The organism is Pedobacter cryotolerans (assembly GCF_005116475.1).
Classification (GTDB): Bacteria; Bacteroidota; Bacteroidia; order Sphingobacteriales; family Sphingobacteriaceae; genus Pedobacter; species Pedobacter cryotolerans.
On sequence record NZ_SWBO01000016.1, the window covers coordinates 1 to 22,180 of the forward strand.

Below are 22,180 nucleotides of genomic sequence, written 5' to 3' on the forward strand. Positions count from 1 at the left end.
CCTGGTACGGTATTTTGGACCTCGCTTTCGAGGTAACAGGTCTAGATCTTCGCCGCTCTGCTTAAAACGGTTATAATATTTCAAAAAACTCTTCCGGTTGGTACCCCAGGCTTTGTAAAGTTCCTCTACAAAACGATATACAGGATGCGATTTTTGCTTTACCAACTCATACTCCCGGATCATCATCCGATAGGTCTGTAGGTACTTCCGTTCTACAGTAAAATCATTTGTGTTTATTGCCATAACAGAATCAATTTAAAAATTTTGATTCTGTTACCGAAATATCTGACTTCTACAAGAATGACAAAACTTTATAAAAAATGGTTCGTAGCAATACGAACCATTTTTTGTTTATAGCTTTTATTATTATCTTTGATAGTATCAAATGATAGCATCAATGAAACCACCTTATGATATTACTCCTTTAATTCTAAAGCTTGTAAGTTCTATTTCTGAGAAAATTGGGGAGGTTAATGCTAACTACTTAGATAAACAATCGCCCACGCTGAGAAAGCAAAATAAAATAAGAACCATACACTCTTCTTTACAAATTGAAGGAAATACTTTGTCTGAAGAACAGATTACGGCTTTAATAGAAAACAAAAAAGTAATTGGTCCACAAAAAGATATTTTGGAAGTCTTAAATGCCATTAACGTTTATGAACATCTTGAAGATTTTGTTTCTACTTCTGAAAAATCATTTTTAAAAGCGCATCAATTGTTATTAAAAGGTTTGGTTATTGATGCCGGCAAGTACAGAACAAAAGGAGTTAGAATTGTAAAAGGGTCTAAAGTTGCACACATTGCACCACCTGCTCAAAACCTACCTTTTTTAATGAAGGATTTATTTGCTTATCTCAAAAAGGATGAAGAAATTATTTTAATTAAAAGTTGTGTTTTTCATTACGAAATGGAATTTATTCATCCATTTATTGATGGAAATGGAAGAATGGGCAGACTTTGGCAAACGGTTATCTTAATGCAAAAGTATCCTGTTTTTGAGTTTTTACCTTTTGAAACCCTCATTAGCAAAACCCAAGCCGATTATTACAATGCTTTAGCACAAAGTGATAAAGCGGGCAAATCAACTTTGTTTATTGAGTATATGTTAGGGGTTATTGATAATTCTTTAGCAGAGATGTTAAATTATAACAATAGGGTTTTAACTGAAAAAGATCGAATAGCTTATTTCATAAAATCAGCTCCAAAACAATTTACAAGGAAAGATTATATGAATGTGTTTAAGGCTATTTCTTCGGCAACGGCAAGTAGAGATTTAAAAAAAGCTGTTGAATTTGGTTTGATAAAAAAACAGGGAAGTAATAACCAGACTTTGTATGTTTTGGTTTGATAAATAAAGTGATTACTTCCGTATTTAGTCGAGACGTCTAAATCTAAATTCAGTACTTTTTAATCTAAAAATATAATCGTATTTTTGATTAACAGCAAATTCAAATTACCTATGGATATTGAATTGAAAATACAGAGCAAAAAGCTAGAACTTATTCAATGGCTTTCTTCACTAGAAGATTTAAATACAATTAATAAAATTGTAGAACTAAAAGCAAGTGAAGACAACGACTGGTGGAATTCTATTTCTAATGAAGAAAGATTAGCTATAGAGAGTGGCTTAGCTGATGCTGATAATGGAAAATTAAATCCGCATTCAAAAGCAAGAGCGCTTTATGAAAAATGGTTATGAGATTGTTTGGAGTGATTTCGCTCTTAATGAATTAGAAAAGACCATAACTTATCTAGAAGAAAATTGGACTGAAAAAGAACTCAAGACACTTGCGCTAAGGCTTGAAAGTATATTAATCTTAATTTCAGAAAACCCCTTCCTTTTTCAAGCTTCTGATGTGAAAAAAGATTTGAGAAGAGCAATTATTCTTAAACATAACACGCTATATTATAGATTAAAAAATAATAAAATTGAGATTATTTCCTTTTTCTCTAATCGTCAAAATCCAAGAAAAAGAAAATTAAAATAGCCTTCTACTTTATATTAGCTAGTGAAATTTGAAATCTCGACTTTTTGGTTGACAATGATTGCTAATTGGTACTAATAATAACCTTTCACCTTCGAACCCTAAATCCCTACCTCTCCGTATTATTCGGCCTAGTATAAACCATTTGCATTACATTGATATTTCTCATCTCAAATGCAGCTTCGCAATAGTTTAAGTAATAATTCCATTTGCGGATAAAACGCTCATCGAAACCTAAAGCTTTTACTTCGTTTATTTTATGGTTAAATTCTATAAACCAAAGTTTTAAAGTCTTGGCATAATCTAAACCTAAATCTTTTAAATCTATTAATGTTAAATCGCTGGTATTATTAATGGTTTTATTAATTACCGCCACCGAAGGCAACAAAGAACCAGGAAAAATATGTTTTTGGATCCAATCTACACCACGGCGTAAACTCTCATACCTACTATCTGGACTTGTAATTACCTGAAAAGCAAAAATCCCGTTAGGTTTTAAAACCTCCGCACATTTAGCAAAATAGGTTTCTAGATAATTATGCCCTACAGCTTCTAACATTTCTACGGATACAATCTTATCAAATTGCCCTTCAATGTTTCTATAATCTTTAATGATGATTTCGATCTTGTCAGCTAATCCTGCTTTTGCAACACGCTCTTGACCAAGTTTTTGCTGTTCTTTTGAAATAGTTACCGTGGTTACCTTACAGCCGTAATTTTTAGCCATAAAAATAGCATTTGCTCCCCAACCACTTCCAATTTCTAAAACGTGGTCGCTAGGTTTTAACTGCAATTGCTCGCAAAGGCGACGGTATTTTTCGTCTTGCGCTTCGGCCAATGTTAATTCTGGAGTTTTAAAATAAGCAGCAGAATAAGTCATTGATGGGTCTAAAAAAGTAGCAAAAAAATCATTGTTTAAATCGTAATGTTCGGCAATATTTTTTTGTGAACCAGTTATGCTATTAGAGCGATTGTTATGATAAATACGATTGAACCATTTAAATAAATTCAACCCCAAAGATTTAACTTTACTGCCAGAAACCAATGGTGCATTATCAATATTCAAGATAATCCATTTGATGAGGGTTGTAATGTTATCCGTTTCCCAAAGCCCATCTACATAAGCTTCGCCGAAACCAATATCGCCATACAACACCACGCACTTAAAAAAACTGACATCCTTAACCTCCAAATTAGCCCTAATATCCTCACTAGGGTTACCAATCTGCAAATTTTCTCCACTAGGCAAACTGAGGTTTAAAAAGCCTTTATTCATTTTACAAAGTGCATTTACAACTGCATTTTCGTAAAAACCTGATTTAGATTTATTTAGAGAGAGGGATGACATTGAATTAATTTAATTGGTTTTTATAGGGTTTATATACGTCTTTTTGTAAATTTTGGTTTGCCGCTTTCGGATGATACTTTATTTTTTTGAGCCACAATTTAAATGCCTGCCAATGAATTAGCCACATTATTTGTAAAGGTATCATTGGTATAGCAAAAAAATACCGCAACATATTTGCATTGGTTAATGGTCTTTTTTCTCCTTTTAAAGTACTGATGAAAAACCGCTTTCCTTCCTTATCGTAATCATCTATGTTAATTTCTAATTTTTCTGTCGGAATAACAAGATTAAAATCAAAAAAATCATCTAAATCTATAAATGGCGATACATAAAAATGTTTTTGGGTTCGTTTTTTAAAAGCATTCCCATCTAATTCAGCCTTACCAAAAAAGAACATTTTCATTTCGCGGTAAGTATTACTAATCTCCGCAACAGCGCAAAGCGGATTGTTATTTTCATCAAAACAGAAGTAAAAAGAAGCAGGGTTGAAGTTATATCCTAAAACAGATAAATTGGTTAAAAGTTTAATCTTTCCCTTGCCTATCTCCACATTGTGATCTTTTAAATAAGCTGTAATTTGCTGTTTTGTTGAGCTATGAGAAGTGAGATTTGAGATTTGAGAACTTTCAGCTTTAGTCTTTCCGCTTTCAGCTTTCAGCTCCAATTGCAAATGGTCTTTATCTCTAAAACTGAATAAATTAAACTTATTATAACTAAACCAACGCAGCTTTTTATCTAGCGTTTCTAGCTCATCTAAATCGATATAAAACATAAACACATTGTACCAAAAACTATGCTTCTTAGGGGCTAACCTATGGTGCATTACTTTGGCTGAGAAGATGGAAGATGTAAAATGTGAGATGGAAGATGGACCTTGCATTGTTTTTTGGAAGAGAAAATGTAAGATGTTAAATGTGAAATGGAAGATGTGTTTTCATAGTTCTATATTTTAGATTTCTTATTTACTAGAGCTGATTTTGATAGCGGCAAAAATTTTCTTGAGTTCACAAGCTTCAGTTTTATATTCTTCAAATTCAATAACAAACTTTTCATCAACATATAATTCATTTAATACCCTTAACCAATAAACACTTTCCCTTGCTTCTCTGTAAGATATTCCAATTTTATAACTGAAATCTCTTTTACTTGCTGCACCTTGCGCTTCTTCGTAATTTGCACCAACAGATGTTGAAGAGCGACTAAGTTGTAATATTGGCACTTTGTAAACTTGATTATAAGGCAATTTATTTAAGAATTTTAAGATGTTAACCCCAAAACAAAACGTTCTGTCTAAGAGTTGTGTAGTTTTTTCATTCATAGTAAGATGTTTTAAGTATTCATAAATTTAATACTTTCCATCTTACCTTTCCCATATTACCTCTTACATTTTACATCTTCCATCTTACCTCTTCCATCTTACATCTCTTCACACAAATCCACCGCACTTTTATACGCATCTTCGTGAAAACCGTATTTAAAATAACTGCCACAATAATAAACAGGACCAGTTTCGTTTAGTTTAAATAACTCTTCTTGCGCTTGCATAGCCGCCACATCAAATAACGGATGTTCGTAGGCAATTTCCTTAATTATTTTCTTTTTATCAAGCGTAGCTGATGGATTGATAGACACAAAATAATCAACTTTATCTGAAACGCCTTGCAATTGGTTCATCCAATAAATTGTACTAGGCACCAATTTATCGCCTTGCTTTTCTACTCGATAATTCCAACTGCTCCAAGCCAACTTTTTCTTAGGCATTTGGGTTTTATCGGTATGTAAAATCGCAGTATTAGGTTGATATTTAAATTTAGAAAGCAGCCTTTCCTCATCCTCGGTTTTATGCTTTACAATTTGGTAAGTTTGGTTGGCGTGACTAGCCATAATCACCTTATCAAATTCCAATTCCTCTCCTTTTGATGTAGTAACCAACACTTTCCCATTATCCAATCGCAAAACACTGGTAATTTTAGTGTTTACTCGAATGTTGTTTCTAAAAGGCTCTATTAATTTTTCACGGTAAGCCTGGCTCCCATTATGTAAAGTATACCATTGATGTTGTGTATCTAACCCTAAAAACCCGTGATTTTTAAAAAAACGAATTAGCGAAACTGCAGGAAAATCTAAAACCTGCTCCATCGGGGTCGACCAAACTGCCGAACTCATCGGGATCAGGTATTTCCAAACCATATCTTCGCCATAACCAAACTCCTTTACATATTGCCCTAGCGAATAATTTTCATATTTTGGATCATCTAAAATGGCTACACTTTCTTTGTTGAAACGGTTAATCTGCATCAACATTTTTATAAAAGAAGGATTAAAAACATTCCGCTTTTGCGCAAAAAGATGTTTAATACTTGAGCCAGAATATTCTAATCCGCTAGGTAAATATTGTACGCTAAAAGACATATCAGTCTTTTTAACTGGCGCATCAATTTCCTTAAATAACTCGCACAAGTTTGGATAAGTTTGATAGTTAAAAACCATAAAACCAGCGTCTATAAAAACATCTTTTCCATTTTCATCTACAGTAATAGTATTCGTGTGTCCGCCGATATAATCTAATTCTTCAAACAGGGTAATATCGTATTTTTTGTGCAGCAAATGCCCACAACCCATTCCGGCAATTCCTGTTCCTACTATTGCCAGTCTTCCCCTCCCTTGCCTCCCCAAAGGGGAGGAGATAATATCATCTTTCATCATATAATTTATAAAACTATGCTTGCCCGCTAACAGCTCTCCCCGCCGCGGCGGGAGGTTGGGTGGGACTAAATAAATAGTGACAAACCATCCACTCATTTCCTTTATTGTAATTAAACAATTCGGCACAAGCCATATAAAATAAACGCCAATAAACCCACCATTTTACGGCTTGTTCCTTACCATAGGTATTTTCTAAAATTGGCATAATTTCCTTTTTATGTTTATCCATATTGCTTAGCCAAGCTTCAGAAGTTTTGCCGTAGTTGGTGCCGTTTACCACCCAATGTTTTTCGATTTTTAAATCGTCATTAAAGTAAAAAAACAAGTGGTTAGATGGCATTATTCCGCCAGTAAAAAAGTATTTACTCATCCAATCGCTTTCGTCAATAACCTCATATTTATAAGCTAAAGTTTTGTGCGTAAAAATATGGACAAACAGTTTTCCATCAGGTTTTAAGAAGGATGCAACTTTTGCCAGCAACAATTTATAGTTACGCATGTGTTCAAACATTTCTACAGACACTACCCTATCAAAGCTATCGGCAATGGTAAAAGTGTTCATATCTGCCGTTAAGACCGTTAAGTTCTGTATGCCTCTTTGTTTTGCAGTATCATCGATAAAAATCTTTTGCGTGGCAGAGTTTGAAACCACTGTAAATTTGCTTTCTGGAAATTTCGCAGCCATATAAAGCGATAATGAACCCCATCCACAGCCTAATTCTAACACGTTTTGTCCGCTTTGCAAATCTGCTCTTTTACAAGTTAAAGCCAACATATCATCTTCAGAAGTGTCGATATCCTTCACGCCTGGGTTCCAATAACCGCTGCTGTATTTTAGGTTTTTGCCTAAACAATACTGAAAAAATTCAGTCGGTAATTCGTAATGTTGCTCATTTGCATCGACTGTATTTACCGCAATTGGCGATGATTTTAACTCATTAACCAAGTTGATAAATTTACGTTGCTGCAATTCTTCATCGCCTACGGTTTCATCTACCAAACGCTGTTTGAGTAATTTTCTAATTCCAGCTCGTAAAACCGGGTCTGGTAGTTTATCGTTTTCTATTAGTTTATCGTACCACATTTAATGTAAAATTTAATGGAAAATGGAAAGGGTAAGATGGAAGATGTGTAGTTAAGGCGCCCAACCATTTTCCATCTTACATCTTCCATTTTACCTACCTTTTTTCCCCCAAGGAAAAAAAGCACTAGTTGTTTCTTGGTATTTTTTATAAGCCACAGGTTTACTGCGCAAATTTTGTTCTTCGTTATTGGGCACACCAGTTACTTTTAGTAATAAATATAAAATTATAGCAGGGCTGATGATGGCCAAAATACCCCAAGGCGTTGCTAATGCGAAGATGAAATAAGCCATCCACGTTAGCCACTCAAAAAAATAGTTAGGGTGCCTACTGTAGTACCATAAGCCAGTATCGCAAACTTTACCTTTATTATTTGGGTCTTTTTTAAATGCCGCCAACTGATTATCGGCAATCATTTCGCCAAAAAATGCGATTAGCCAAATACCTATTCCGATATATTCTAAAATATGTATTTCTGTTGATGAATTTGCCGTGATGATGAAAAATGGAATGGCCAACAAGACGTTTGATATGGCTTGAAACTGAAAGAAAACCGCAAAATTTCTCTCCGCATCTTTACCCCATTCTTTGCGCAATTGTTGGTAACGCCCTTCTTCTTCGCCTAAATGACCAATAACACGTTGCCAAAGGTGAAGCCCCAAACGTAACTCAGCAATTAAAAACATTCCGCAGATAATTAGTTTACGTGTTTCAAAACCATCCGACAGGAAAAAAGTGATGATGGTAATAACAGGGAAGTTCAAGGCCCAAAAAACATCGACCACACCTGCATTTTTAATTTTTTTAGCCCAAAGCCAAATCAAAAACATAATGGTGCAACAGGCTATTAGAGAAATGAGTGCGATAAATAGTAGATGTTTGTAATTCATAAATTTTAGTTTGGCTAATAGTTGATAGTCAATGGCAATGGTCTATTAACCATAAGCTATTAACATTTATTACCTACCAGTTCTTTTACGCCTTCCCCGTCTTTAAGATTAAATAGCTTAATTAATACATACGCACTGGTGGCAATAGCACCTAAACATACGAATAAAATAAGCCAAACGATTTTAAGCAACAAGGATTTTTCTTTATAAAACATCCACAGTGTGATAATGAAAATATTGGCATAAAAATCCCATAAAGTGGCTCTCATCCAGGGTATAGAACCTAAAAAATCCCACTCCTTAAAAAGCGAACTTTCTAAACTTGTGCTGATTACAATGTAGGTAATCCATACAAAAATTGCAACGAATATTATTTTTAAGGAGGTGATCATATTTGTGTTTCTGTATTCATCCGATGAATATGCTGATAAACGAAAAAAGAGTAAGCGAAGTTTTAAAAAACAAAAAAGGTTGGCAAGAACCAACCTTAAGTAAATATATCAAATAAATTTTGTCAGTCTGAGCGTAGTCGAAGACACTGCTCAAAATCCTTCGACTACACTCAGGATGACATTCTCATTTCTCACATAAAAAACGGTCCCTACTTAAACCTTCCTAATTCTAATTATTCGCATCCAATGTAATACCTTCATTACTGGATATGTTGGATCAAATTCCCACCATTTTGTGGCAAAATTAGGACTATTTGGTTTTTTGTGGTGATTATTTTGAAACAGTTCGCCCATTAATAAAAAATCCCATGGTAAAGAATTTTTACTGTGGTCTTCGTTATCGTGGTTCGAGTAACCGTATTTATGGCCGCACCAATTTACTATAGCACCGTGTAATGGGCCCATTAAAAAATGGATTGGCAATAATATAAACATCCACCAATACTCTGCAAAAGCGATGTAAAACCCAATGTAAAATAAGCCACAAGATATTCTCCAAATCCACGAATCGCCTATTCTATCTATCAATGGCCATTCTGGATAATTACCTCTAAAAGCTGGTTCAGGCTCAATTTTATGCTTCAAATAATCCATGTACATGTTTTTTGTAGCTATCATCATCCCAAATACATCTTTAAAAAAATGTGGTGAATGTGGGTCTTTCTCGGTATCGCTATAGGCATGGTGCATGCGGTGCAAAATGGCGTAAGCCCTAGGGTTTAAGAATGATGAACCTTGAGAAATCAATAAAATAAGGTAGAAAAATTTTTCCCAAAATGGTTCCATTTTAAACATCTTATGCGATGAGTAACGGTGCAAGAAAAACGTTTGGCTAAATAACGATAGGAACCAGTGGGCTAAAAAGAAGATTAGAATAATCATTTGTTGTATTTGTTCATTATTAACGAATTATTGACTGGTTAAGTTTCAATTCGTTACAAAAAAGGGATTTATAAGGAGCAATCTGTCTATTCACTGACATATAGATTGCTCTTATTACCGAAATGGCATTTATATTTTATCTGCCAAAATCGTCTTGAACGCGAACAATATCGCTTTCATCAGATGGATTTTCGGCATCGGTATGTTGCCAAATTTCTGCAACAACGCCCCAATCATTTAAACCAATTAAACGATGACGCTCACCTTGTTGCAATTTAATTTGATTGGTTGGATGATATTCTTTTACTTCGCCTTCTGCATCAGTTTCGCTAGTTTTAATGCCAACTGTACCAGTTACTACTTGCCAAATTTCAGCTCTGCGGTGATGATATTGCCAAGACAAACGTGTATTTGGTGCAACAATTAAAATTTTTGGACTTAATTTGCCACCAATTTTTAAGCTATCTACATCTAAACCATCAAAATAAGTATCGGCAAATTGTTGTGCTTGTGCTTCATCTATTACAAAAAAACCTCCCCACGGACGGGTTTCATCGCGGTTTACAATATTAAAACCTTCTATTTTTAGTCGTTGAGCTACGGTGTCGAAAATTGCTGTTTTATTAGTTTCCATATAATGCTAAATTGTAATAAGTTGGCGCTATTGGCGCCAATAAATTATTTGCTGCAAAAATACGGCTTACAAATTAAAAAAGCCCTTTCGGGGGCTATTTTTTTACATAAAATGACTAAAATCATTTAATATCTAATACAACAATATCAGTTGGCATACCATTAGATTGCAAAATGAAAGGGAAATTAGGGTTATTCAATATCCACAGTTCTAGTTTACCATCCTCACTAATCACGTTGGTTGCATCTACTTCTTTTGCGTTTAACTTAAATGCAAGAGCTGGAGTTTTAAGTGTAAATTTAACTCCACTATATGTAAATGTCTTGTTTTCAGTTAATGATTTATATGCAGATTTAGAAATCAATCCAAAAGTTTCATCATCCGCAAGTTTAGTTGCTCCTAAGCTTGGCTGCGTAACCTGCAACATTTTGTTAGCACTATCAAAGGCTTTTTTAGACATATCAAAACTACCTTCCCCGTAACCATCGACAGCCCATCCAATTGAAACAGGTCCATCTATGCTTTTAACAGTTAACAGCAATGGAAATTCTTGCCCTTGTACAAATGCACTACTAGAAAATATAGTGCCTACCTTAATTTCGGGCATGGTTTTTTGAGCAAAAGTTGTAATTGCAAAAACAACCGCAGCAAGAGTTAACATGATCTTTTTCATGGAGTTAAATTAGCTATTTTTTTTCATAAAAAAAATCCTGACCAGAAGATCAGGATTTTGTGGTGGAGAATGCCGGATTACCCACCGCTGTTTCTGGCCTAATTTCGGGGTTTTCCGAATTTGGCTGACTTTTGGCTGAGTAGGCATCTGATAACCTACTAAATCGTTGATTATCATACACGTTACGGGTCTTGGTGGAGAATATCGGAATGGATATCTCATCAATTGCGAGCTCTAAATACTGTTTTTGATGCTCCAAAAGGGGTTTTTTATCTGTCATTTTGGGTAATTTGGCTGAGTTTTGGCAGAGTTTTTAATTAATTATTTAAGATAAAGATAAACAAAAAACATCGTTTAAAATACTGTAAAGCAATATTTATTACTCATAATGTGGTAGACGCATTATTATCCACTAAAAAATTTTAGCTACAAATTAGGATTTCATAGAAAAATTGGCGCTTTTGCACCTTTTTACAGGTGAATTTTGAGTATATTTTTTATAGAAATTTTCAGCTCACTGGCTGAGTTTTGGCAGAGTTTAAAACGATAAAAAACCAAGTTGCCGAAAAGCTGCTTGATTTTATTTAGATAGGTTTATAACCTAGGTTGTAAAACAGGTGCATAAATACCAATGACAATCTTTGTTCCATGATGTGCAATTATGGAAAACCTGACCATTGACCAGTTACCAGATGCGGTGGTAAAGCTATATGATAAACTTTTGTCGATAGAGAGAATGCTTAAAGAGCTGAGAATAACCAACAGTCTCCCTGACCAGGATCTTTTGAACATTAAGCAGGCTTCAGAGCTGATAAATATACGGAGCGAGGGTTGGTGGGCCAATCATTAAAAACAAATTATTCTTTTTTATAAACGCAGAGCTTGAAAAAGAGATCACACCTGGTCCAAGTGCCATTGCAGCCACACCAGAAAATCCCTTTGGCAATATCAACGTTCGTAGACCATTGGCCTCAGAGCTTGATGAGATTAGCAATTATTTAAGAACAACTTATGGTTACGAAACTGGTCCTTACCAAGGTTATGGCAACGAAAGATAAAGAACAAACTTGGTAGCGCGTATAGATTGGCACATCAATACCAATAACCGTTTCAACATTCGGGGTAGCTACGTAAAAACAAAAAGTCCGTCCTCAGTAAGTACTTCTAGAAGTCCATTAGGAAATTTCCCTGGGCCTGGTAATCGCACTAGTGCATCCGCTTTGCATTTTCAAAATTCAAATTACTATCAAGAAAGTAATTTATATTCAATTACTGCAGAACTAAATAGTACAATTGGCAAATTAGCCAATACTTTACGTTTATCTTACACCAACCAAAATGACCCAAGAAGCTCTGATAGTGACATATTGGGGTAATATTTGTCGATTTAGAAATCTAGGTAAGAAAACTAAATGAACACACAAAACTACTGAACAATATATAACTAACTGCGTTTACTGAGAATATTAGATGTATAGATAGCTTAAATGCAGTTTTATCGTAATTTAATTTGATGGGTAAAGTTTTGGCAAGGTTGTTATTTTTTTGAGGTTATTAACTGCAATCTTTTGTATTCTTTAAACAAATTCAATTTACAACCCCGCACCAATTCCACGTCTAATTTCGAAAAACTTAGATTTGCTAAGGATTGAATTTAATGCATTCCCAATATTTATGATCTCAAATAGTAAATATTACCTAAGATTTTAATAAGTCCTATTATTAAGATAACAAAAGCGCCATAATGATGGATAAGATGAATAAATAATCAAATGTTATAGTAAAAATGACGAAATAAACTATTCTATCTATAGCAATGTTGATAATTTAGCAGTTAAGATGCAACGCTCATCTAACCAATTATTAATGTAAAAATGACTAAACTAAAACCAGTATTAATACTACTCTGTATCGGAACGTGCTTGCTAAGTTCTTTCAATAAGCCAAGTGGGCTTAAAGACTACTATGTGGATTATTTCCCAATAGGTGTTGCGGTAACTCCAAATGACATTAGAGGTAATGAAAAATCATTAATACTTGAACATTTTAATAGCATCACTGCAGAAAATGCCATGAAAATGGGTCCATTGCAACCAGGTGAAAATAGATATTTTTGGACTAACGCCGATTCGATTATAGAATTTGGAGTGAAAAACAAATTAAAAGTAAGGGGACATTGTTTAGTATGGCATGCACAAACCCCGAGATGGCTTTTTAGAGATAGTGCTGGTGAAACAATTTCTAAAGATGTTTTGCTTACTCGTATCAAAAACCATATCAACACTGTTGTACCACGTTATAAAGGTAAAATTTACGCATGGGATGTAGTAAATGAAGTAATTGCTGATGATACCTCCTACTTCAGAAAATCACCTTTGTACAATATTGCCGGTGAAGATTTTGTAGAACAAGCTTTTAGATATGCACATGCGGCAGACCCTAAAGCGATACTTTTTTATAACGATTACAATACAGAAACACCTGCAAAAAGAGATAAAATTTATAAAATGCTCAAAGGCCTTTTGGCTAAGGGAGTACCAATTCATGGGGTTGGTCTTCAAGCACATTGGTCTATCAATAATCCTAGTCGCGAAGAATTAGAAAAATCTATAGCAATGTTCTCATCATTAGGTTTACAAATTCAATTTACTGAGCTTGATATTTCTGTGTACTCTGGCAGACAGGGCGGACAACTTATTGCAGGCGAAAAAGCGAAAGAACAAGCAGTTTTTACTCCAGAGATGGAGCAACAGCAACTCGAAAAGTATAAAATGATTTTCGATGTATTTAGAAAGCATAAAAAACACATCACAGGCGTAACTTTTTGGAACCTTTCTGATAAATATACTTGGCTTGATGGTAGAGGCCGAAAAAATTTCCCCCTACTTTTTGATACAGAATTAAAGCCTAAAAAGGCGTATTACGAAGTTATCAAATTCTAATTATGCGCATCAGATCTATTTTTAACATCGTTTTATTAACTTTTTTATTCGGCAGCAACCTTACAGTTTTAGCCGATGAGGTTATTGTTGGCTACAGGCATTTGGCAGATCCAGCATCGCTGGTATATAATGGTAGGGTTTACTTATACGCATCAAATGATGATGATAACACCATGGAGAAAAACAGTGGTTATATCATGAAATCAATTGTATGCGTTTCGAGTAGCGACATGAAAAATTGGACTGACCATGGCGTGGTTTTTCAAGTACCGAGAGATGCAAAATGGGCTACCAAAACTTGGGCTCCAGGCATCATCGCTAGAAACGGTAAAATATTTATGTATTTCGGTAATGGCGATTTAGGTATTGGCGTAGTAACCGCCACTAATCCAATAGGCCCATTTAAAGATCCAATTGGCAAAGAATTGATCAGCATGCAAACACCAGGCGTATTACCTGCACAAAACATGTGGTTGTTCGATCCAATGACATTTATTGACGATGATGGACAGGCCTACATGTATTTTGGAGGTAACGGAGAAAGCAATGTTCGCGTAATCAAACTTAATGAAGATATGATTAGTGTGAATGGACCAGCAATTACACTAACCGCAAAATCTTATTTCGAGGCATCGTGGCTACATAAATACAATGGAACTTACTATTTATCCTACTCCTCAAACCCAAAAGCACAAATGCGGATTGATTACATGACGAGTAAGAGCCCTACCTCGGGCTTTACCTACGCAGGAGTTGTAGCCGGCCAACCAGCCAACAATAACAACAACAATCATCAGGCTATTTTCGAATTTAAAGGCCAATGGTACCATGCTTTTCACAACAGAACAATTGCGAACAAATTAGGGATACCTACAGAGTTTAAACGAAACTTAGGTATTGAGCAGTTGAATCATAACGCTGATGGCACCATAAAACAAATAGTTTACACTACAAATGGCGTAACACAAGTTGATGGAATAAATCCATATGGGAGAGTAGAGGCCGAAACAATGTCATCACAAAAAGGTGTAAAAACCGAAGTTTGCCGCAACGGCGGGATGAATGTGACGGATTTAAAAGATGGCAACTGGATTAAAATTAGTGGCGTTGATTTTGGATCACATAAAGCAAAGAAGTTTACCTGCAACTTAATTGGAAACGGTAGCAGCATAGAATTAAGATTAGGTAGCCAAACGGGAAAACTCATTGGCACCTTAAATACATCCGTTACTGAAAATGAAGAAAACTTTAAATCTACTAGCTGTAATGTTGATGAAATTACCGAAAAGCAAGATTTATTTCTAGTGATAAAAGGTAACGGAACAAATCCACTCAAAATAAATTGGTGGAAATTTAGCGGTGATAAAACTAGGCATAGAAATTAAAAGGCCTGTATGAAAATTTATTATCAGATATGAATGAAATTATTGCTACCCTACCACAAATTACCCCCTGCGCATGTAATGTCTTCTGCTGCCTGGCCAGACCGCCTAGACAATTTGCATTTTGCTGCCGAAATCTACCGAATGCTAGGCAAACGTTATAACGAAAAAATGCCATCGCTATTAACCTATTTTTAAAGTATAATTAATGTATTTAAGAAAAAATATGAGCCATAAGATTGCTATAGTTACCGGTGGAGCTATTGGATTAGGATTTGCCATCTCCCAGAAACTAGTTAATGAAGAAATTAAAGTTGTTATAATTGGCAGGGATGAGCAAAAACTACTCTCGGCAAAACACATACTTGGATCCTTGTGTACGTATAGAATATTTGATTTATCAAACCTAACAGGTATTCCCGATTTGGTAAAAGATATATATAACGAATTTGGCCAAATTGATATTTTGATAAATAATGCTGGCATTAATATGAAAAAGCCATTCATAGAAGTAACCGATGAAGATTTTGACAGTATCATCCAAATTAATTTATCAGCTGTATTTGCGATTAGCAGAGAAGTGGTGAAAAAAATGCTGATTTCAAAAAAGGGAAGTATTGTGAATATCAGCTCAATGGCATCCCAATACGGAATACCAAAAGTAATTGCATATACAGCTGCAAAATCTGCTATAGAAGGAATGACTAGAGCAATGGCAAGTGAACTATCACCCATTGGTATAAGGATAAATTGTGTTGCGCCTGGTTTTATAAAAACTGCCATGTCTGCTAAAGCTTTAGATTCTGATCCTGAACGAAAGCAAAAAGTGCTTTCAAGAACTCCGATGGAACAAATGGGTGAACCAGAAGACGTTGCTGAAGCTGTTTATTACTTTTGCTCAGAAGGTGCTAAATACGTTACTGGAGTGGTTATGCCTGTTGACGGCGGGAATTCGATTGGGTTTTAAAAAATAAAAGATAATGTTAAAATATAAATCTACTTTACTTTCATTATTGCTTTGTGGGGCACTTACTATTAGTGCTTGCAAAACTAAACAGCACATTAATAACTACGAAACCGACATTCGTGGTTTGAAAGATTTTTACAAAAACTACTTTTCTGTTGGTGTGGCCGTTGGCAAAAGTAGCCTTAATGGCGAAGAAGCTACATTAATTAAAAAACAATATAACAGCATTACTGCAGAAAACGACATGAAAATGGAGATGATACAGCCAGTTGAAGGAAAATTTAATTGGGCCACCGCCGATTCGATAGTAAATTTTGGCATAAAAAACAACATTGGCATCCGTGGGCATAACCTGTGTTGGCATGAACAGGCTCCCGAATGGTTTTTTGTGGGTAAAGATGGAAAAGAGGTGAGTAAAGATGTTTTATTACAGCGATTAAAAACGCATATCGATGCAATTGTTGGCCGATATAAAGGTAAAATTTACGCTTGGGATGTTGTAAACGAAGCCATTGATGATGATTCTACAAAGTACCTCAGAAATTCTAAATGGTATAAAATATGTGGAGAAGATTTTATCATCAAAGCTTTTGAGTATGCGCACGCGGCAGACCCGAGTGCAAAACTTTATTATAACGACTACAATACCGAAAGACCAGAGAAAAGAGAAAGACTATACAAATTACTTAAAAGCTTAAAAGAAAAAGGCGTACCTATAGATGGCGTTGGTTTGCAAGCACATTGGTCGCTGCAAGAACCTACAGAGCAAGAGCTGGTAACGGCAGTAGAAAAATACTCATCCTTAGGGTTAAATATTCAGTTTACCGAGCTAGATATTTCTATTTACCCATGGGAAAAAAATAAAAGGGCTAAACGCCTAGGCGAATCAGATCAATTTACAAGTGAACTGGAAGCCCAGCAAATGGCTAAATACAAAATGGTATTTGATGTATTTAGAAGATATAAAGATGTAATTACAAACGTTACCTTTTGGAATATATCAGACCGTAGAACTTGGCTCGATTCCTATCCAGTTCCGGGTCGAAAAAATTATCCCTTGCTCTTTGATGCCCAATTAAAACCTAAAAAAGCTTATTGGGAAGTAATTAATTTTAAGAATAAATGAAAAAAACACTCCTAATTCTACTAATTATCATAAGCAGTTTTGGTTTAAAGGCTGCTGCTCTTGATCCAATTACGGTTAATACTTACATGCCTGGAAGTTTTTCATTGGTAAAGAAAGGAAAAGTATCTCCAATTTTAGTGAGCGAGAACGAATGGCCTGGTGCAATACGTGCGGCAAAAAATCTCCAAAGTGATATTGAAAAAGTAACTGGAATTGGTCCTGAGTTTTTTACTGATAAACCACAAAGTATGCCGATTATCATAGGCACAATTGGCAAAAGTAAGCTAATAGATGAAATGATAAGCAACCGCCGCATCAACGTTGGTGGAATTGCCGGAAAATGGGAATCAACATTGATACAAGTGGTAAAAAACCCTGTTATTGGTGTAGATTCTGCTTTGGTTATTGTTGGAAGCGATAAGCGTGGTACAATCTATGGAATTTACGAACTTTCTTCTCAAATTGGAGTTTCTCCATGGTATTATTGGGCAGACGTGCCTGCAAAAAAAAGTAATTCAATTTTTGTAATTGCAGGTGAACACGTAATTTCATCTCCGGCAGTTAAATATAGAGGCATATTTTTAAATGATGAAGCACCTGCACTTTCAGGTTGGAGCAAAAAAGAATTTGGTGGTTTTAACAGCAAGTTTTACGAAAAAGTATTCGAATTAATTCTTCGTTTAAAAGGCAATTACCTTTGGCCTGCCATGTGGGGTAATGCTTTTAACGATGATGACAAGTTAAATCCAATATTGGCTGATGAATTTGGTGTGGTAATTGGTACCTCGCACCACGAACCTTTGTCAAGAGCTCATGATGAATGGAGAAGATACAAAGGAGGAAAATGGAACTACGAACAAAATCCAAATCAATTAAAAGAATTTTGGGAAACTGGTTTTAAACGCATTGCAGATAAAGAACAAATTATTACAATTGGCATGCGTGGCGATGGTGATGAACCAATGTCTACTGGGACAGCTACTGCATTACTCGAAAAAATCGTCAAAGATCAGCGAGAAATAATTGAAAATATAACTAAAAAACCAGCTTCGGAAACCCCTCAACTATGGGCGCTTTATAAAGAAGTGCAAGATTATTACGATAAAGGTATGAGAGTACCTGATGATGTAACATTACTTTTATGTGATGACAATTGGGGAAACATTAGAAAATTACCAAAACTAGGTGAAAATCCAAGAAAAGGCGGATATGGCATTTATTATCATTTTGATTATGTAGGCGGACCCAGAAATTATAAATGGGTAAACACCAACCCTATTCAAAAAATTTGGGAACAAATGCGACTAGCTTACGAACATGATGCCAATCAGATTTGGATTGTAAATGTGGGTGATTTGAAGCCAATGGAATTTCCTATCCAATTCTTTTTAGATTATGCATGGGCACCTGATGCCATCCCTTCGGAGAAATTAATGGATTATACCAAAAAATGGGCTTCTAAGCAATTTGGCGCTGATTATGCAATAACAATTGCAAGTTTTATAGATACTTATTTAAAATACGCAGGGCGGATAAAACCCGAATTGCTAAACGCCAGCACTTATAGCTTGATTAACTATAATGAATTTGATCAAGTTACCACAGATTTTATCCAGCTCAAAAATCAAGCGAATGCCATTTACCTGCAGCTTGATGCTGATAAAAAAGACGCTTACTACCAATTGGTGCTCCATCCTATCGAAGCGTTATCGAACCTTTATGAAATGTATCTGGCTGTAGCCAGAAACAAGCTTTATGCTAAACAGGGTCGTTTATCTGCAAATTATTACGCCGATAAAGTTGATTCGCTTTTTAAAAGGGATGCAGCAATAACTACCTACTACAACAAAACGATGGCTGGTGGCAAATGGGATCACATGATGGATCAAACTCACATCGGCTATACTTCTTGGCAGCAGCCAGAAGAAAACATCATCCCTAAAACTACAAAAATACCTAATGAAAATACCGCACTAGGTTTGATGCTTGAGGGTAACGAAACGCATTTAACAGGTAAATTTAAATCAAATATCACCTTACCAGGTTTTTCTTCCTTAACGCAAAAATCTCATTATTTCGAGCTTTATAGAACAGGTAATGCCAAAATCAGTTATCAAATTAAAGCACCAAATTTTGTAATTTTAAGCCAAAATAATGGCGAACTAACAGATGATCAAAGAATTGAAGTTAGCATCGATTGGAAAAAAGCGCCTAAAGGAAGCAAAGCCAGTGAAATAGTAGTTAGAGGAAGTGACGGCAACACTATCAGTTTTAGTATTTCAACCATAAACGCAGTAAATAATGATTTATTGCCAAATTTGTTCGTACCAGAAAATGGCTATATCTCTATTGAAGCGCCAAGTTTTAACAGAGCAGTAAACAGTAGGCCAATCTTTTGGAAAACAATACCAAATTACGGCAAAACCAAAGGAGGTGTTACCGCTACCCCAGTAAGCTCACCTATACAAAACCCAAGCGATGGATCACCACACTTGGAATATGATATCTACCTCAGCGAGGTAGGCAATTTCACCTTGCAAGCCTTTATTTCTCCAACTATCGATTTTACAGGTACCGATGGATTGAAATTTGCCATCTCCATTGATGATCAAAAGCCAGTTACGGTGAACATTAGCAGCAATTATACTAACGAAGGTGCTTGGGGGCAATCTGTAGCCAACGGAATTAAAATATTTAAAACGCCGTTTTCTTTTGATAAAGCAGGCAAACATACCATCAAATATTGGATGATAAATCCGGGAGTAGTATTGCAAAAACTTGTACTTGATATGGGCGGATTAAAACCTAGTTTTTTGGGGCCACCAGAAAGTACGATAAGCATAAAAAATAAACATTAACCAAATATCAAAAACCATGATCAAAGAGATTAAAACGTTAACGTTGTTCGCATCAATGATGAGCTTAGGCATTGCGAGTTCATGCCAACAAGCCGCGAATAAAACAGCAGAAAAAAGTGCAGATACCACAAAGAAATCTAAATATCTTTCAGCTCCATTAATTTCAGAAATTTACACGGCAGATCCTTCGGCACATGTGTTTAATGATAAAATTTATATCTACCCATCACACGATGTGGAAGCTGGCACCCCTGAAAATGATAATGGTGATCATTTCGACATGAGGGATTACCATATTTTAAGTATGGATAGCATCGGCGGCAAGGTGACTAAACATGAAGTTGCTTTAAGTGTTAAAGATATTCCTTGGGCAGGCCGCCAACTTTGGGCACCAGATGCTGCCTATAAAAACGGTACTTATTACCTTTATTTCCCTGTAAAAGACAAACAAGATGTTTTTAGAATTGGTGTAGCAACTTCTAAAAATCCAGTTGGCCCATTTAAGGCAGAACCAGAGCCAATTAAAGGAAGTTTAAGTATTGACCCAGCTATGTTTACTGATACAGATGGTAGCACTTATATGTATTTTGGTGGTATATGGGGCGGACAATTACAGCGTTGGAAAGATGGTAAATATGATGCCAATGGTTCTAAAACCGATTCACAAAAAGAAAACGAGCCTGCTTTAAGTGCAAAAGTGGCTAAAATGAGTGGCGATATGTTATCATTTGATGGCGAAATTAAAGATGTGCAGATTTTAGATAAACAAGGCAAACCATTGTTAACTAAAGATCATGATAGACGTTTTTTTGAAGGCGCTTGGATGCACAAATATAACGGCAAATATTACTTCACCTATTCTACTGGCGATACACATTATTTAGCCTATGCCATAGGCGATAATCCATACGGACCGTTCACTTATCAAGGTACTTTTATGAACCCAGTACAAGGATGGACCACTCATCATTCTATTTTAGAAATTACAGACAAATGGTACATTTTCTATCATGATACCGAATTATCTGGAAAAACACACCTTAGAAATGTGAAAGTTACTGAGTTGAAACGCAATGCTGATGGAACCATCCAAATGATTGAACCAATCCTAAACTAACAAATAAGACAGCTAAGCTTTGATCAACTTTAGCTACATTATTGTTATAAGTATGTGCCAGTAGATTGACGATCCACGATAGTTGGCTCAATTACAATTGTATTGATCTTATCGTAAGGATTGAGCTGTCTAATCATATCCAAAAAAAGTTTAGCGCATTCTTTGCCCATCTGGTTTGGATGCTGATCCACCGTGGATAAGCTGGGTGTAACATAAGGGGAAAAAACTTCGTTCGCAAAGCCCATTACACCAATAATGGGAGGTGCCAATCCAACTTCTTTTAACTTTTTCACTATACCTAATGCAGTAAAATCATCTCCGGCAATAATTGCATCGGGCCGATTTTCATTGCGCAATAACTTACTTATTCCAAAACGACCATCTTTAATAGATAGACCACCTAAAATAATATCTTCTTCTATGACAGGCAAGCTATGTAGTTTAAGTGCTTGCTTGTAACCTTCCAATCGCTCACTAAATATTTTAATTTTATGGCTTGTAGTTACAAAAGCTATCTTTTTATAACCCCGTTCTATCAAATGGGTTGCTGCCATAAATCCTGCCTTAAAATCATTTAAGGTAACAGTCGGTACCTTTAGGGTATCATCAATCCTATCAAAAAGTATCAAGGGCTTATTTTGGTTTACGACCTCTTTGAAATGGGATACATCTTCGGTTTCGAGAGCAAGTGAGGCCATGATTCCATCAACTTGGGCTTCTAGTAAAGTACTTACTCCTTTTATTTCTTTCGCTACCGATTCGCTGGATTGGTAAACAATAATACTGTAGCCGCTCTCTTTTAACTCATCTTCAATACTATGAATGATAGAAGCAAAAAAATGAGCTTGGATACTTGGTACAATTACACCGATGATATATGTTTTTCCTGATTTTAAAGCTGAAGCTAATTTATTGGGCCGATAATCGAGCTTTGCAGCCATCTCAATTACTGCCTTTTTGGTAGCATCACTAATTCCAGGAAAATTGCTCAATGCCCTTGACACGGTAGAAACCGTAACATCAAGCGCATTGGCAATATCATAGATGGTAGTTCTTTTTTTCAAGATAATTTTAAAAATTGTTCTATCGCAAGTTTACGTAAAATAATTATTATCGTTTAATGAAGCTATTAA

24 protein-coding genes are annotated in these 22,180 nt (G+C 35.4%); 11 read left to right on the plus strand and 13 right to left on the minus strand.

Annotated elements, in window-relative coordinates:
* Window positions 1–243 (minus strand): hypothetical protein (locus FA045_RS17650; protein WP_136874364.1); only part of this gene is annotated, 243 nt, incomplete at its 3' end.
* A gap of 154 nt (window positions 244–397) precedes the next feature.
* Between FA045_RS17650 and FA045_RS17655 the strand changes: the two genes are divergently transcribed.
* The 3 genes from FA045_RS17655 (at window position 398) to FA045_RS17665 (ending at window position 1,991) form a co-directional block, all read left to right on the plus strand.
* Window positions 398–1,351: a Fic family protein gene (locus FA045_RS17655; RefSeq protein ID WP_136878412.1), complete on the plus strand. Its 954-nt coding sequence runs from the start codon at window positions 398–400 to the stop codon at window positions 1,349–1,351.
* A gap of 111 nt (window positions 1,352–1,462) precedes the next feature.
* On the plus strand, window positions 1,463–1,702 hold the full coding sequence (locus FA045_RS17660) for a hypothetical protein (RefSeq protein ID WP_205943183.1): 240 nt from the start codon (window positions 1,463–1,465) through the stop codon (window positions 1,700–1,702).
* Entirely contained in the window at window positions 1,686–1,991 is a 306-nt protein-coding gene (locus FA045_RS17665) for a type II toxin-antitoxin system RelE/ParE family toxin (RefSeq protein ID WP_136878413.1), read from the plus strand. The genes FA045_RS17660 and FA045_RS17665 overlap by 17 nt, the downstream gene beginning before the upstream one ends.
* Before the next feature lie 106 nt (window positions 1,992–2,097).
* On the opposite strand, the gene FA045_RS17670 is transcribed toward FA045_RS17665, so the two are convergent.
* The 11 genes from FA045_RS17670 to FA045_RS17720 all read right to left on the minus strand — a co-directional run bounded on the left by FA045_RS17670 (window position 2,098) and on the right by FA045_RS17720 (window position 10,935).
* The gene (locus tag FA045_RS17670; RefSeq protein ID WP_136878414.1) at window positions 2,098–3,336 is read right to left on the minus strand and encodes an SAM-dependent methyltransferase; all 1,239 of its coding nucleotides are present in this window, start codon (window positions 3,334–3,336) and stop codon (window positions 2,098–2,100) included.
* 4 nt (window positions 3,337–3,340) lie between these two features.
* Window positions 3,341–4,216 carry a DUF1365 domain-containing protein gene (locus FA045_RS17675; protein ID WP_205943184.1) on the minus strand — a complete coding sequence of 292 codons (876 nt, stop codon included), beginning with the start codon at window positions 4,214–4,216 and terminating at the stop codon, window positions 3,341–3,343.
* 78 nt (window positions 4,217–4,294) lie between these two features.
* A complete protein-coding gene (locus tag FA045_RS17680) occupies window positions 4,295–4,654 on the minus strand; it encodes a four helix bundle protein (protein WP_136878415.1) in 360 nt (119 codons plus the stop codon).
* A gap of 98 nt (window positions 4,655–4,752) precedes the next feature.
* Window positions 4,753–6,042: an NAD(P)/FAD-dependent oxidoreductase gene (locus tag FA045_RS17685; protein ID WP_225871377.1), complete on the minus strand. Its 1,290-nt coding sequence runs from the start codon at window positions 6,040–6,042 to the stop codon at window positions 4,753–4,755.
* Window positions 6,043–6,055: 13 nt separating this feature from the next.
* A complete protein-coding gene (locus FA045_RS17690; RefSeq protein WP_136878416.1) occupies window positions 6,056–7,126 on the minus strand; it encodes a class I SAM-dependent methyltransferase in 1,071 nt (356 codons plus the stop codon).
* 90 nt (window positions 7,127–7,216) lie between these two features.
* Complete coding sequence (locus tag FA045_RS17695) at window positions 7,217–8,014, minus strand: DUF1295 domain-containing protein (protein ID WP_136878417.1); 798 nt, start codon at window positions 8,012–8,014, stop codon at window positions 7,217–7,219.
* A gap of 59 nt (window positions 8,015–8,073) precedes the next feature.
* Complete coding sequence (locus FA045_RS17700; RefSeq protein WP_169305095.1) at window positions 8,074–8,499, minus strand: DUF1475 family protein; 426 nt, start codon at window positions 8,497–8,499, stop codon at window positions 8,074–8,076.
* Between the two features lie 120 nt (window positions 8,500–8,619).
* Window positions 8,620–9,348 carry an acyl-CoA desaturase gene (locus FA045_RS17705; protein ID WP_136878419.1) on the minus strand — a complete coding sequence of 243 codons (729 nt, stop codon included), beginning with the start codon at window positions 9,346–9,348 and terminating at the stop codon, window positions 8,620–8,622.
* A 136-nt stretch (window positions 9,349–9,484) separates the two neighbouring features.
* Entirely contained in the window at window positions 9,485–9,982 is a 498-nt protein-coding gene (locus tag FA045_RS17710) for a cupin domain-containing protein (RefSeq protein WP_136878420.1), read from the minus strand.
* 121 nt (window positions 9,983–10,103) lie between these two features.
* Window positions 10,104–10,655, minus strand: a complete 552-nt coding sequence (locus tag FA045_RS17715; protein ID WP_136878421.1) for a hypothetical protein — start codon at window positions 10,653–10,655, stop codon at window positions 10,104–10,106.
* A 49-nt stretch (window positions 10,656–10,704) separates the two neighbouring features.
* Window positions 10,705–10,935: a hypothetical protein gene (locus FA045_RS17720; protein ID WP_136878422.1), complete on the minus strand. Its 231-nt coding sequence runs from the start codon at window positions 10,933–10,935 to the stop codon at window positions 10,705–10,707.
* Between the two features lie 787 nt (window positions 10,936–11,722).
* On the opposite strand from FA045_RS17720, the gene FA045_RS17725 reads away from it, so the two are divergent.
* The 8 genes from FA045_RS17725 (at window position 11,723) to FA045_RS17760 (ending at window position 21,047) form a co-directional block, all read left to right on the plus strand.
* The gene (locus FA045_RS17725; protein WP_136878423.1) at window positions 11,723–12,031 is read left to right on the plus strand and encodes a hypothetical protein; all 309 of its coding nucleotides are present in this window, start codon (window positions 11,723–11,725) and stop codon (window positions 12,029–12,031) included.
* Between the two features lie 498 nt (window positions 12,032–12,529).
* Window positions 12,530–13,597: an endo-1,4-beta-xylanase gene (locus tag FA045_RS17730; RefSeq protein ID WP_136878424.1), complete on the plus strand. Its 1,068-nt coding sequence runs from the start codon at window positions 12,530–12,532 to the stop codon at window positions 13,595–13,597.
* A 2-nt stretch (window positions 13,598–13,599) separates the two neighbouring features.
* The gene (locus FA045_RS17735) at window positions 13,600–14,982 is read left to right on the plus strand and encodes a glycoside hydrolase family 43 protein (protein ID WP_205943185.1); all 1,383 of its coding nucleotides are present in this window, start codon (window positions 13,600–13,602) and stop codon (window positions 14,980–14,982) included.
* Window positions 14,983–15,015: 33 nt separating this feature from the next.
* Window positions 15,016–15,177 carry a hypothetical protein gene (locus tag FA045_RS18985; protein WP_205943186.1) on the plus strand — a complete coding sequence of 54 codons (162 nt, stop codon included), beginning with the start codon at window positions 15,016–15,018 and terminating at the stop codon, window positions 15,175–15,177.
* Between the two features lie 10 nt (window positions 15,178–15,187).
* Window positions 15,188–15,946: an SDR family NAD(P)-dependent oxidoreductase gene (locus FA045_RS17745; protein ID WP_225871378.1), complete on the plus strand. Its 759-nt coding sequence runs from the start codon at window positions 15,188–15,190 to the stop codon at window positions 15,944–15,946.
* Window positions 15,947–15,959: 13 nt separating this feature from the next.
* The gene (locus FA045_RS17750) at window positions 15,960–17,072 is read left to right on the plus strand and encodes an endo-1,4-beta-xylanase (protein ID WP_136878425.1); all 1,113 of its coding nucleotides are present in this window, start codon (window positions 15,960–15,962) and stop codon (window positions 17,070–17,072) included.
* Window positions 17,069–19,930, plus strand: coding sequence for a glycosyl hydrolase 115 family protein (locus FA045_RS17755; RefSeq protein ID WP_136878426.1), 2,862 nt, complete (start codon window positions 17,069–17,071; stop codon window positions 19,928–19,930). The genes FA045_RS17750 and FA045_RS17755 overlap by 4 nt, the downstream gene beginning before the upstream one ends.
* A gap of 16 nt (window positions 19,931–19,946) precedes the next feature.
* On the plus strand, window positions 19,947–21,047 hold the full coding sequence (locus FA045_RS17760) for a glycoside hydrolase family 43 protein (RefSeq protein WP_136878427.1): 1,101 nt from the start codon (window positions 19,947–19,949) through the stop codon (window positions 21,045–21,047).
* A gap of 44 nt (window positions 21,048–21,091) precedes the next feature.
* On the opposite strand, the gene FA045_RS17765 is transcribed toward FA045_RS17760, so the two are convergent.
* A complete protein-coding gene (locus FA045_RS17765; RefSeq protein ID WP_136878428.1) occupies window positions 21,092–22,111 on the minus strand; it encodes a LacI family DNA-binding transcriptional regulator in 1,020 nt (339 codons plus the stop codon).
* Window positions 22,112–22,180: the final 69 nt, after the last annotated feature.